Annotated in this window: 11 protein-coding genes and 2 pseudogenes; 8 read left to right on the top strand and 5 right to left on the bottom strand. The window is 63.7% G+C overall.

The window, feature by feature from the left end; translation table 11 throughout:
• Positions 1-315, top strand: a pseudogene (locus E5W70_RS08545) (hypothetical protein); the annotation flags it as partial.
• Positions 316-387: 72 nt separating this feature from the next.
• Here the strand turns inward: E5W70_RS08545 and fsa are convergent.
• A complete protein-coding gene (gene fsa, locus E5W70_RS08540) occupies positions 388-1,041 on the bottom strand; it encodes a fructose-6-phosphate aldolase (protein WP_292656470.1) in 654 nt (217 codons plus the stop codon).
• A gap of 90 nt (positions 1,042-1,131) precedes the next feature.
• On the opposite strand from fsa, the gene E5W70_RS08535 reads away from it, so the two are divergent.
• Positions 1,132-3,315, top strand: a complete 2,184-nt coding sequence (locus E5W70_RS08535) for a primosomal protein N' (RefSeq protein ID WP_292656467.1) — start codon at positions 1,132-1,134, stop codon at positions 3,313-3,315.
• A 9-nt stretch (positions 3,316-3,324) separates the two neighbouring features.
• On the opposite strand, the gene E5W70_RS08530 is transcribed toward E5W70_RS08535, so the two are convergent.
• Positions 3,325-3,780, bottom strand: coding sequence for a type II toxin-antitoxin system VapC family toxin (locus E5W70_RS08530; protein ID WP_292656464.1), 456 nt, complete (start codon positions 3,778-3,780; stop codon positions 3,325-3,327).
• Complete coding sequence (locus E5W70_RS08525) at positions 3,777-4,022, bottom strand: type II toxin-antitoxin system Phd/YefM family antitoxin (RefSeq protein WP_254018681.1); 246 nt, start codon at positions 4,020-4,022, stop codon at positions 3,777-3,779. The genes E5W70_RS08530 and E5W70_RS08525 overlap by 4 nt, the downstream gene beginning before the upstream one ends.
• 213 nt (positions 4,023-4,235) lie before the next feature.
• On the opposite strand from E5W70_RS08525, the gene E5W70_RS08520 reads away from it, so the two are divergent.
• From E5W70_RS08520 to E5W70_RS08495, 6 genes are all read left to right on the top strand, one after another.
• Positions 4,236-4,631: a DUF4345 family protein gene (locus tag E5W70_RS08520; RefSeq protein ID WP_292656459.1), complete on the top strand. Its 396-nt coding sequence runs from the start codon at positions 4,236-4,238 to the stop codon at positions 4,629-4,631.
• Between the two features lie 246 nt (positions 4,632-4,877).
• On the top strand, positions 4,878-5,438 hold the full coding sequence (locus E5W70_RS08515) for a F0F1 ATP synthase subunit delta (RefSeq protein ID WP_292656456.1): 561 nt from the start codon (positions 4,878-4,880) through the stop codon (positions 5,436-5,438).
• Positions 5,438-6,967 carry a F0F1 ATP synthase subunit alpha gene (atpA, locus tag E5W70_RS08510; protein ID WP_292656454.1) on the top strand — a complete coding sequence of 510 codons (1,530 nt, stop codon included), beginning with the start codon at positions 5,438-5,440 and terminating at the stop codon, positions 6,965-6,967. Before E5W70_RS08515 ends, atpA begins: the two co-directional genes overlap by 1 nt.
• A 28-nt stretch (positions 6,968-6,995) precedes the next feature.
• A complete protein-coding gene (locus E5W70_RS08505; RefSeq protein WP_254820454.1) occupies positions 6,996-7,880 on the top strand; it encodes a F0F1 ATP synthase subunit gamma in 885 nt (294 codons plus the stop codon).
• 67 nt (positions 7,881-7,947) lie between these two features.
• Complete coding sequence (gene atpD / locus E5W70_RS08500; protein ID WP_292656451.1) at positions 7,948-9,513, top strand: F0F1 ATP synthase subunit beta; 1,566 nt, start codon at positions 7,948-7,950, stop codon at positions 9,511-9,513.
• Between the two features lie 119 nt (positions 9,514-9,632).
• A complete protein-coding gene (locus E5W70_RS08495; RefSeq protein ID WP_292656449.1) occupies positions 9,633-10,040 on the top strand; it encodes a F0F1 ATP synthase subunit epsilon in 408 nt (135 codons plus the stop codon).
• Positions 10,041-10,109: 69 nt separating this feature from the next.
• Here E5W70_RS08495 and uxuA read toward each other — a convergent pair whose 3' ends face one another.
• A complete protein-coding gene (gene uxuA, locus E5W70_RS08490; protein ID WP_292656446.1) occupies positions 10,110-11,288 on the bottom strand; it encodes a mannonate dehydratase in 1,179 nt (392 codons plus the stop codon).
• Positions 11,285-11,597, bottom strand: a pseudogene (locus E5W70_RS08485) (mannitol dehydrogenase family protein); the annotation flags it as partial. The pseudogene E5W70_RS08485 and the gene uxuA, both read right to left, overlap by 4 nt.

Below are 11,597 nucleotides of genomic sequence, written 5' to 3'. Positions count from 1 at the left end.
TATTCGCTTGATCTCGGCGTCTCCGAGCTCGTCGAATCGGCGGCAATCGAGCAGGTCACGACCGACGAGGACGAGCCGACCGCCGGCACTGTAACGCTGACCGCCAACTATGTGCTGAGCGATGCCAAGACGGGCACGGTCATAGCTAGGGGCAAGCGCTCGATTCCGTCGTCATACGACAGGCCGCGCCAGGAATTCGCGTCATACCGGGCGCAGATCGACGCCGAGAACCGCGCGGCGCGCGAGCTGGCAGACGTGCTGCGGCTGTCGATCGCCCAGGATCTGATCAAGCACGGCAAGCCGGCGGCAAGCTAGGTCTTCCCAGAGTGCGCAATCTGCAAAAAAAAGGCCGATTGCTCGGCCTTTTCTGTTCGTAGGATAGTCGCTTCAGCCGATCTTCTGCCCGGTCTTTGCCCAGTCGGCGAGGAACAGCTCCAGGCCCTTGTCGGTCAGCGGGTGCTTGACCAGCGCCTTGAGCGTCGCCGGCGGCGCGGTGATGACGTCGGCACCGATCAGTGCCGCCTGCTTGACATGGTTCACGGTGCGCACCGAAGCGGTCAGGATTTCGGTCTGGAAGTCATAATTGTGGTAGATGGTGCGGATATCGGCAATCAGCTCCATGCCGTCCCAGCCGCTGTCGTCGATGCGGCCGACGAAGGGCGAGATGAACGAGGCGCCGGCCTTGGCGGCGAGCAGCGCCTGCGTGGCCGAGAAGCACAGGGTGACGTTGACCATGCGGCCGTCCGACCGGATGTCCTTGCAGGCTCTCAGGCCGTCGAGCGTCAGCGGCACCTTGATGCAGACATTGTCGGCGATCCTGGCCAGGATCTTGGCCTCCGCCATCATGTCCTTGTATTCGGTGGCGACGACTTCGGCCGAGACTGGGCCCTTGACGATCTCGCAGATCTCTCTTGTGACGTCGGCGATCTTGCCGCCGGATTTCAGGATCAGCGACGGATTGGTGGTTACGCCGTCGAGCAGCCCCAAATCGTTCAGCTCGCGGATTTCCTTGACATCGGCGGTGTCGACAAAAAATTTCATGGCGGTCTCCTGAAGATTTTTCATGTGCACGTCATGCACATTCGGGGTCGGACTTTGATCTAGACCAAAGTCGGGGCAAGGTCACGCCTCATGATCGAAGATTCGCCCTTTGTCGCGGCCGCACCGGTGCTGGTGCCGATGCCCGCCGAGCGCCCCTACACCTATGCCGTGCCGGCTGGCATGCGCGTGGTGCCGGGCTCGATCGTGCGCGTTCCGCTTGGGCCCCGCCAGGTCGCCGGCATCGTCTGGGACGGCGCCGTCGAAAAGGTCGACGCGAAGAAATTGCGACCGATCGAGCAGGTTTTCGACTGCCCGCCGATCGACCGCGCGATGCGGCGTTTTGTCGATTGGGTGGCGCAATACACGCTGTCGCCGCCCGGCATGGTGGCGCGCATGCTGCTCAGGGCACCGGAGGCGTTCGACCCGGAACCGTGGATCGAAGGGCTGCAGCGCACCTTCGCCAAGCCCGACCGGATGACGGAGGCGAGGACGCGCGTGCTGGAGACAGCCGAAGGCGGACTTGCCTGGACGCGATCCGGCCTGGCGCATGCGGCAGGCGTGTCGTCGACGGTGGTGGACGGGCTGAGGGCGCAGGGCGTGTTCGAGACGGTGATGATCCCGCCGCGGCCGGTGGTCGCAGCACCCGATCCCGGCTACGCCGTGCCGGCACTGATGCCCGACCAGAGCGATGCCGCCGAGATGCTGCGCGCCAATGTCGCGACCGGTACATTCGGCGTCACCCTGCTCGATGGTGTAACCGGATCCGGCAAGACGGAGGTCTATTTCGAGGCGGTCGCGGCCGCGCTCGACCGTGGCACGCAGGTGTTGATCCTGCTGCCGGAAATTGCGCTGACCCACGCCTTCCTCGAACGTTTCCAGGAGCGGTTCGGCGCCAAGCCGGCGGAGTGGCACTCGGACCTGCCGCCAAGGATGCGCGAAAAGGTTTGGCGGCAAGTAACGGAAGGCGGCGTGCGGGTCGTCGCCGGCGCTCGTTCGGCGCTGTTTCTGCCGTTCAGGGAACTTGGACTGATCATCGTCGACGAAGAGCACGATCCCGCCTACAAGCAGGAGGATCGCGTCTTTTACAACGCCCGCGACATGGCCGTGGTGCGCGGCCATATCGGCGGTTTTCCGGTCGTGCTCGCTTCGGCCACACCGTCAGTCGAAAGCCGGGTCAATGCTAGCCAGGGCCGCTACAGCAGGGCGGTGCTTTCGGCGCGCTTTGCCGAGGCGGCACTTCCCGATCTCAAGACGGTCGACATGCGGCGCGCGCCGCCGGCACGCGGCGGCTTCCTGTCACCGGTGCTGCTCGGCCATATGCGGCAGACGCTGGAAAGAAAGGAACAGTCGCTGCTGTTCCTCAACAGGCGCGGCTATGCGCCGCTGACGCTCTGCCGGGTCTGCGGCCACCGCTTTGGCTGTCCGGTCTGCTCGGCCTGGCTGGTCGAGCATCGCTTTCGCGGCCAGCTCGTCTGCCACCATTGCGGGCACAATGAACGCCGGCCAGAGGCCTGTCCGGAATGCGGCACGCTCGATCATCTCGTCGCCTGCGGGCCGGGCGTCGAGCGCATCGCCGAGGAGGTCGTCGCGCATTTCCCCGATGCCCGCACCATCGTACTGTCGTCCGACCTGATGGGCGGCGTGCGGCGGCTGCGGCTCGAGCTCGAAGCCATCGCCAATGGCGAGGCCGACATCGTCATCGGCACGCAACTCGTCGCCAAGGGGCATAATTTCCCCAACATGACGCTGGTCGGTGTGGTCGATGCCGATCTCGGCCTTGCCAATGGCGATCCGCGCGCCGCCGAGCGCACGTTCCAACTGCTCAGCCAGGTGACCGGCCGCGCCGGCCGCACCGGCAAGAAGAGCCTCGGCCTGCTGCAGACCTTCCAGCCGGACCATCCGGTGATGCGCGCGATCGTCTCCGGCGATGCCGAGGCCTTCTACGAGCGCGAGATCGCCGAGCGCGAGCGGGCGGGGCTACCGCCCTTCGGCAGGCTCGCCGGCGTCATCGTCAGCGCGGCGACACGGGCCGAAGCCGAAGGGCACGCCCGCGGCCTGCGCCGTGCCGCGCCGCAGGCCAGCGACCTGTTCGTGCTCGGCCCGGCCGAGGCGCCGCTGTCATTGATCGGCGGCCGCCATCGCTTTCGCCTGCTGATCCAGGGCGAGCGGCGCGCCGACATGCAAGGGTTCATCCGCACCATGCTGGCCGAGGGACCGAAGATAAGAGGCTCGATGCGCGTCCAGGTCGATATCGACCCGCAAAGCTTTTTGTAAGGTGTCGAATTACCCTTTCGAGACGCGTTCGGTGAATGGGTTCAGGTAAGGCACGTCGAGAATCGCACAACGCCGGGTGTTGGCCGTCAAAACTGACAGGCCGTGCAAACGGGCAGTAGCTGCGATCAGAACGTCCGCCAGACCCGGATTGGCGCCTCTGGCGATAGTGGCGTCTTCCAGTTTTCCGGCTTCTCGCGCGATTGCTAAATCGATGGGAAGGATGCGCTGGTTGAACTCTAGAAGCAACCTTTCGAACCACTCATTGATGCGCTCTGCCTTCATATGCCCGCCCGCCCGCGTCAGTTTCGCGATTCCTCGTTCCACCTCCAAGATGACGATCGATGAGAGCTGCCAAGAGCCGCGTTCTCCTTGTTCGGCAACCCAGTTCTGCACGTGTGACGGAAGCAGAGGCCGACCAGGTGCAAATGCCGAGAGAAAAGACGTATCAAGCAGATAGCCGGTCAAAACTCCACTTCCCGCGACGGCGATTCGTTTCGCTCAAGCTCGATGCCGCCTGGATACTGAAGCAGGAAATCCACGAAGTCTTTTTGGCTGTTCTGCGGATAAAGTTTCCGTCCCTCACCGATTGGCACCACCATGACTGCGGGCTTGCCGTGTTTGGTGATAACCGTGGGCTCACCGTTCTCAGCAGCCTCCACGAGCGCGGAAAGGCTGGCCTTTGCCTCTCGTAGTTGCATCGTCTTCATGCGCGGAACCCTTGTGGTCTCATGTAGTCACAACATAGGAATTGTGCAGAAAAAAACAGCCCGTTGTGTAACGTCCTGTTAGCCCGGTCGAAACAACGGTCGCGCTCGCGTTGCGCTGACGCGCCCTGCAAATTGCGGACGGCCCATCTGGCGCATGTCAGTTGCTTCGCTAGAATGCCCGAAATTTTGAATATGCATTTAAGAGGGGACAAGATGGAATTTGCGTTTCCATGGCCGATGAGCCAGGGCGAGTGGCTGGCATGGTCGAGCGCGGTCGCGACCCTATTGCTCGGCCTGTTGCTATTCCTGGCTCCACAGCTGGCGTTCCGCATCCTGCGGCTGCAGGTCAGACCGGAGAAGGCAGCGGCGATCGCCGAGGGGCGCGGCCGGATGTCGGGGTTCTATCTCGGCCTCAGCTTGTGCTGCATCCTCCTGGCGCAGCCGCTGCTCTACATGGCGCTCGGCTTCTCCTGGCTATTCACCGCCTTCGGCCGGCTGCTCTCGATGATGTCGGACGGCGCCAATACGCCGTTCAACTGGGCATCCATCGTCGTCGAGCTGGTGCTGGCGGCGCTGCCGCTTGCCTTCGCCTTCGGCTTTTTGCCCTGAATCAGGGATCAATCCGGGGTTGGTTGCTGAACTCGGCCAGCGGATGCGACAATAGTGCCTGAAAACCATGCCGGACGACGCATTGCGGTCTGAAAATGCCTGTGCTAGACGGCAATCGACTTTCGACCGGGGATAGCGGAAGCCGCGCCTCCGTGCTTGGAAAAATGCAGTAAGGCCAAAGATTTAGCCAGAGTTTTTGCTCGCGCCAACAATCTGCGGCCTGTCAGACAAGAGAAAAGACGGTCCGTGGCCCAATCGTCATCGCCAATCTCAGGTGTCGCAGAACGCTATGCGGGTTCGCTGTTCGAACTCGCGCTGCAGACCAATTCGGTCGCCAGCGTCGAAGCCGACCTCAACAGGTTCGAAACGATGCTCGAAGGCAGCGCTGACCTTTCGCGGCTGATCAGGAGCCCTGTCTTCTCCAGCGAGGACCAGGCTAAGGCGATCGCCGCGATCGCCGACAAAGCAGGGATTACCGGCCTCACCGGCAATTTCCTGCGCGTCGTTGCCCAGAATCGCCGGCTGTTTGCCGTGCCCGGCATGATCAAGGCCTTCCGCCAGATCGCCGCCGAACACCGTGGCGAGACCGCTGCCGAGGTCACCTCGGCGCATGCGCTGACGCCTGCCCAGGAAACCGAGCTGAAAGCAGCGCTGAAAAGCGTTGCCGGCAAGGACGTGGCGATCACGGTCACCGTCGATCCGTCGCTGCTCGGCGGACTGGTGGCCAAGATCGGCTCGCGCCAGATCGATACGTCGCTCAAAACCAAACTCAATTCGCTCAAGCTTGCACTGAAAGAGGTCGGCTGATGGACATCCGCGCCGCGGAAATTTCCGCAATTCTGAAAGACCAGATCAAGAATTTCGGCAAGGAGGCCGAGGTCTCCGAAGTCGGCCAGGTGCTGTCCGTCGGTGACGGCATCGCCCGCGTCTACGGCCTCGACAATGTCCAGGCCGGCGAGATGGTCGAGTTCCCCGGCGGCATCCGCGGCATGGCGCTCAACCTCGAAGCCGACAATGTCGGCGTCGTCATCTTCGGCGCCGATCGCGACATCAAGGAAGGCGACACCGTCAAGCGCACCGGCGCCATCGTCGACGCGCCAGTCGGCATGGGCCTGCTCGGCCGTGTCGTCGACGCGCTCGGCAACCCGATCGACGGCAAGGGCCCGATCCAGGCCACCGAACGCAAGCGCGTCGACGTCAAGGCGCCCGGCATCATCCCGCGCAAATCGGTGAACGAGCCGATGTCGACCGGCCTCAAGGCCATCGACGCGCTGATCCCGGTCGGCCGCGGTCAGCGCGAGCTGGTCATCGGCGACCGCCAGACCGGCAAGACCGCGATCATCCTCGACACCATGCTCAACCAGAAATCTGTGCACGACAACGGCCCGGAGAAGGAAAAGCTTTACTGCGTCTATGTCGCCGTCGGCCAGAAGCGCTCGACGGTGGCGCAGTTCGTCAAGGTGCTGGAAGAGCGCGGCGCGCTCGACTATTCGATCATCATCGCCGCAACCGCGTCTGATCCGGCGCCGATGCAGTTCCTGGCGCCGTTCACCGCCTGCACCATGGGCGAATATTTCCGCGACAACGGCATGCACGCGCTGATCAGCTATGACGATCTGTCGAAGCAGGCCGTCGCCTATCGTCAGATGTCGCTGCTGCTGCGCCGTCCTCCGGGCCGCGAGGCCTATCCGGGCGACGTTTTCTACCTGCACTCGCGCCTGCTCGAGCGCGCCGCCAAGCTCAACGACGACAATGGTGGCGGTTCGCTGACGGCGCTGCCGATCATCGAGACGCAGGCCAACGACGTTTCGGCCTACATCCCGACCAACGTCATCTCGATCACCGACGGCCAGATCTTCCTGGAAACCAATCTGTTCTTCCAGGGCGTCCGTCCGGCGGTCAATGTCGGCCTGTCGGTGTCGCGCGTCGGCTCCTCGGCACAGATCAAGGCGATGAAGCAGGTTGCCGGGTCGATCAAGGGCGAGCTCGCGCAGTACCGCGAAATGGCTGCTTTCGCGCAGTTCGGCTCCGATCTCGATGCCGCCACGCAACGCCTGCTCAACCGCGGCTCACGCCTGACCGAGCTGTTGAAGCAGCCGCAATTCTCGCCGCTCAAGGTCGAGGAGCAGGTCGCGGTGATCTTCGCCGGCGTCAACGGCTATCTCGACAAGCTGGCGATCAACCAGGTCGGCAAGTTCGAGCACGGTCTGTTGTCGCATATGCGCTCGGCCGGCAAGGGCGTGCTCGACGGCATCCGCAAGGAGAAGGCGCTGTCCGACGATCTGCGCGCCAGGCTGAAGGCAGAAATCGACGCCTTCGCCAAGACCTTTGCTTGAGCAGGACGGACGGGATCAGGTTTGAAGCATGCCTTCGTTAAAAGACCTTCGTAACCGTATCGCCTCGGTCAAGGCGACGCAGAAGATTACCAAGGCGATGCAGATGGTCGCCGCGGCGAAGCTGCGTCGCGCGCAGGAAGCGGCGGAAGCGGCGCGTCCCTATTCGGAGCGCATGGGCGCGGTGCTGGCCAACATCACCCAGGCGATCGGCGGCGGCGGCGATGCTCCGGCGCTGATGACCGGCACCGGCAAGGACGACGTACATCTGCTTGTCGTCTGCACGGCCGAACGCGGTCTGTGCGGCGGCTTCAATTCGCAGATCGCCCGCTTTGCCCGCGACCACATCCGCAAGCTTCTGGCCGACGGCAAGCAGGTCAAGATCATCTGCGTCGGCAAGAAGGGGTTCGACATTTTGCGCCGCGACTACGGGGCGCTGATCATCGAGCGTGTCGACCTGCGCGAGGTCAAGACGCTGGGCTTCGTCAATGCCGACGCCATCGCCAAGAAGGTGATCCACCTGTTCAACGAGGGCGGCTTCGACATCTGCACGCTGTTCTATTCGCAGTTCAAGTCGGTGATCAGCCAGATCCCGACGGCACAGCAAATTATCCCGGCGGGCGCGCCTTCGGCTGCCGCGGAAGTGAAGGATGGCGGCAGCGCCGTCTACGAATACGAGCCGGAGCCGGGGGAAATCCTCTCCGATCTCATCCCTCGCAACATTTCCGTGCAGGTTTTTCGCGCGCTGCTTGAGAATGCTGCCGGCGAGATGGGCGCCAAGATGAGCGCCATGGACAATGCGACGCGCAACGCCGGCGACATGATCAACAAATTGTCGATCACCTACAACCGCCAGCGGCAGGCGCAGATCACCAAGGAATTGATCGAAATCATTTCGGGCGCCGAGGCGCTCTAGGCACGCTCACAAGGAGGTCATCGACCTCAAGCGTGCGAGAAACAAAGAGACGAAAAGGGTAAAGACGATGGCGAAAGCAGCGACCCCGAAGACGGCAGCCCCTAAGGCCGCGGCACCAGCGAAGGCTCCGGCGGCAGCAAAGGCCGCTCCGGCCAAGAAGGCGGCAGCAACCAAGGCCGCCGCTGTGAATGCGCCGGCCGCCACCATCAAGAAAACCGGCCTGGCAGGCAAGGTTCGCCAGGTCATCGGCGCCGTTGTCGACGTCCAGTTCGGCGAACATCTGCCGGCGATCCTGAACGCGCTTGAGACGATCAACGTCGGCAATCGCCTGGTGCTCGAGGTGGCCCAGCATCTCGGCGAAAACACCGTGCGCTGCATCGCCATGGACTCGACCGAAGGTCTGGTCCGCGGCCAGGACGTCTATGACACCGGTGCACCGATTACCGTGCCGGTCGGTCCGGGCATGCTCGGCCGCATCATCAACGTCATCGGCGAGCCGGTCGACGAGGCAGGCCCGGTCGACGGCATCGAGATGCGCTCCATCCACCAGCCGGCGCCGACCTATGTCGAGCAGTCGACGGAAGCGCAGATCCTGGTCACCGGCATCAAGGTGCTCGACCTGCTGGCCCCCTATGCCCGCGGCGGCAAGATCGGCCTGTTCGGCGGCGCCGGCGTCGGCAAGACGGTGCTGATCCAGGAACTGATCAACAACGTCGCCAAGGCGCATGGCGGCTTCTCGGTGTTCGCCGGCGTCGGCGAGCGCACCCGTGAAGGCAACGACCTCTATCACGAGTTCATCGAGTCCGGCGTCAACAAGAAGGGCGGCGGCGAAGGCTCCAAGGCAGCGCTCGTCTATGGCCAGATGAACGAGCCGCCAGGCGCCCGCGCCCGCGTCGGCCTGACCGGCTTGACGGTTGCCGAATATTTCCGCGACCAGGGCCAGGACGTGCTGTTCTTCGTCGACAACATCTTCCGCTTCACGCAGGCGGGCTCGGAAGTGTCGGCTCTGCTCGGTCGCATTCCTTCCGCCGTGGGCTACCAGCCGACGCTGGCCACCGACATGGGCGCCTTGCAGGAGCGTATCACCACGACCACCAAGGGCTCGATCACCTCGGTGCAGGCGATCTATGTGCCGGCCGACGACCTGACCGACCCGGCACCGGCGACCTCGTTCGCCCACCTCGACGCGACGACCGTGCTCAACCGCGCGATCTCGGAAAAGGGCATCTATCCGGCGGTCGATCCGCTCGATTCGACTTCGCGCATGCTCGACCCGATGGTTGTCGGCGAAGAGCATTACCAGGTTGCCCGCCAGGTGCAGTCGATCCTTCAGCGCTACAAGTCGCTGCAGGACATCATCGCCATCCTGGGCATGGACGAGCTATCGGAAGAGGACAAGCAGACGGTGGCGCGCGCCCGCAAGATCGAGCGCTTCCTGTCGCAGCCCTTCTTCGTCGCCGAAGTGTTCACCGGTGCGCCGGGCAAGCTGGTCGACCTCGCCGACACCATCAAGGGCTTCAAGGGCCTTTGCAACGGCGACTACGACCATCTGCCAGAAGCCGCCTTCTACATGGTCGGCGGCATCGAGGAAGCGGTCGAGAAGGCACAGCGCCTGGCCGCCGAAGCGGCCTGATGGCGAATGGTCAATAGTGAATTTGTGAATGGGGAGTAGCGGATAGGAAATCGGGGCTGAGTGAAGGTCATTCTTTCTGACCATTCACCATTCACCATTCACCAGTCGCTAAACTGATCATGCCTGAAGCTTTCAAGTTCGAACTGGTCTCGCCGGAGCGCCTCTTGGTTTCCGAGCAGGTCGAAACCGTCGTCATCCCGGGCGCCGAAGGCGAGATGACCGTCATGGCGCATCACGCACCGGTCATGACCACAATCAAGCCGGGCGTCGTCACACTGAGGACCGCGCAAGGCAAGGAAGAGCGCTATGTGGTGTTCGGTGGTTTTGCCGACATCGTTCCGGCCGGCTGCACGCTGCTGGCGGAATCGGCTGTGGCCGTCGGCGACATCGACCGCGCCGATCTTGCCCGCCGCATCCAGGAAGCGAGGGAAGACGCCGCCGACGCCAAGGACGACCAGACCCGCAGCAAGGCCGAGCAGTTCCTCAACCAGCTCACCACGCTTGAAGGCGCGCTATTGCCGGCGTAAAGGAAGCTCATTCACAGTTATTGAAAGCCGGGCCTCGCCCGGCTTTTTTGCTTGTCTGTAGTGCTTGGCCTACGGCGTCAGCGTCTCAACTGCGCGCATGACGCCGCGCAGTTCGGCAAGGCCCTTCAGGCGGCCGATGCACGAATAGCCGGGGTTCACCTTCTTGCCGATGTCGTCGACAATCGCATGGCCATGGTCCGGACGCATCGGCACCTGCCAGTCCGCCCTGCCTGCCGCCTTGCGCCGCCGCTCTTCGCCAATCAGCGCCGACACGACCGCCACCATGTCGGTGTCGCCGTCGAGGTGCTCGGCTTCATGGAAGGAGCCGTCGGGCTCCTTGGTGACATTGCGCAGATGGGCGAAATGGATGTTCTCGGCGAAAGCCTTCGCCATTGCCGGCAGATCGTTCTGCGCGCCCGCGCCATAGGAACCGGTGCACAGCGTCAACCCGTTAGCCGGCGAAGCGACGGCGTCGAGCAGCGCGCGGGCATCGGCTGCCTTGGAAACGATGCGCGGCAGGCCGAACAACGAAAAAGGCGGATCGTCCGGATGGATCGCCATCCTGACGCCGGCCTCTTCGGCCACCGGCACGATCTCGCGCAGGAAGGCAAACAGGTTTTCGCGCAGGCCTTCGGTGGAGACGTCCTTGTAGAGGTCGAGGGCGCGGCGGAAGCTTGCCCGATCGAAGATGAATTCGCGCGCCGGCACCCAGCCGATCAGGTTGCGCTCCAGCCTTGCCTTGTCGCTGTCGCTCATCCCTTGCAGCCGCGCTCGCGCGGCCTCGATACGGGCCGGTGGGTGATCGGCCTCCGCCCCTTCTCGCTCAAGGATGAAGACGTCATAGGCGCAGAGCTCGACGACATCGAAGCGCAGCGCCGTGCCGCCATGCGGCATCGGATAATCGAGGTCGGTGCGCGTCCAGTCGGTGATCGCCATGAAATTATAGCAGACGGTATTGATCCCGACGGCGGCGACGGCGCGGATCGAGGCCTTGTAATTGTCGATCAGGGTCCGCCAGTCGCCGCTGCGGGTCTTGATGTCCTCGTGGACGACGATGCTCTCGACCACGTCCCAGGTCAGGCCTGCTGCCTCGATCTCGGCCTTGCGCCTGGCGATCTCGTCCGCCGGCCAGGCGCGGCCGTCATTGAGGTGGTGCAGCGCGCTGACGATGCCGACGGCGCCGGCTTGACGGACATGGGCAAGTGTCACCGGATCGTCTGGCCCGAACCAGCGCCAGGTTTGTCTCATGGCTTCTCGCTCCCTATGCCAAGCGCCGCGAAGGCGGCGGCAGGCCCGCCCCGCCGCAGGCGCTCGAGATGGGCTGCCGTCAGATCGATCAGTGTCATGCGATGTGAATGGTCCTTGGCGAAGCCGGCGAGATCGAATATCGCCGTCACCGTTTCGACAGCCGGCCGGCTGCCGAGCACCGTAAGCCGAGTGTCGATCGGGTCGGTGAAATGGGCTTCCGGCAAAGTTTTGTCGCGCGCCTCGCAAGCGGCGATCCAGGCCGCCACCACCAGCATGAGATGCGCAGGCGGGTCACCGGCACCCAGCCGA

This window comes from Mesorhizobium sp. (assembly GCF_005063415.1).
Lineage (GTDB): Bacteria > Pseudomonadota > Alphaproteobacteria > Rhizobiales > Rhizobiaceae > Mesorhizobium.
The sequence above is the reverse complement of the archived record's forward strand: the minus strand, read 5'-3'. Positions and strand labels throughout refer to the sequence as shown.

Coding starts and splice junctions, on each gene's coding strand:
- atpA (WP_292656454.1), top strand. CDS start 5,438: ATGGACATCCGCGCCGCGGAAATTTCCGCAATTCTGAAAGACCAGATC.
- E5W70_RS08505 (WP_254820454.1), top strand. CDS start 6,996: ATGCCTTCGTTAAAAGACCTTCGTAACCGTATCGCCTCGGTCAAGGCG.
- atpD (WP_292656451.1), top strand. CDS start 7,948: ATGGCGAAAGCAGCGACCCCGAAGACGGCAGCCCCTAAGGCCGCGGCA.
- E5W70_RS08525 (WP_254018681.1), bottom strand. CDS start 4,022: ATGAAGACGATGCAACTACGAGAGGCAAAGGCCAGCCTTTCCGCGCTC.
- E5W70_RS08520 (WP_292656459.1), top strand. CDS start 4,236: ATGGAATTTGCGTTTCCATGGCCGATGAGCCAGGGCGAGTGGCTGGCA.
- E5W70_RS08535 (WP_292656467.1), top strand. CDS start 1,132: ATGATCGAAGATTCGCCCTTTGTCGCGGCCGCACCGGTGCTGGTGCCG.
- fsa (WP_292656470.1), bottom strand. CDS start 1,041: ATGAAATTTTTTGTCGACACCGCCGATGTCAAGGAAATCCGCGAGCTG.
- uxuA (WP_292656446.1), bottom strand. CDS start 11,288: ATGAGACAAACCTGGCGCTGGTTCGGGCCAGACGATCCGGTGACACTT.
- E5W70_RS08495 (WP_292656449.1), top strand. CDS start 9,633: ATGCCTGAAGCTTTCAAGTTCGAACTGGTCTCGCCGGAGCGCCTCTTG.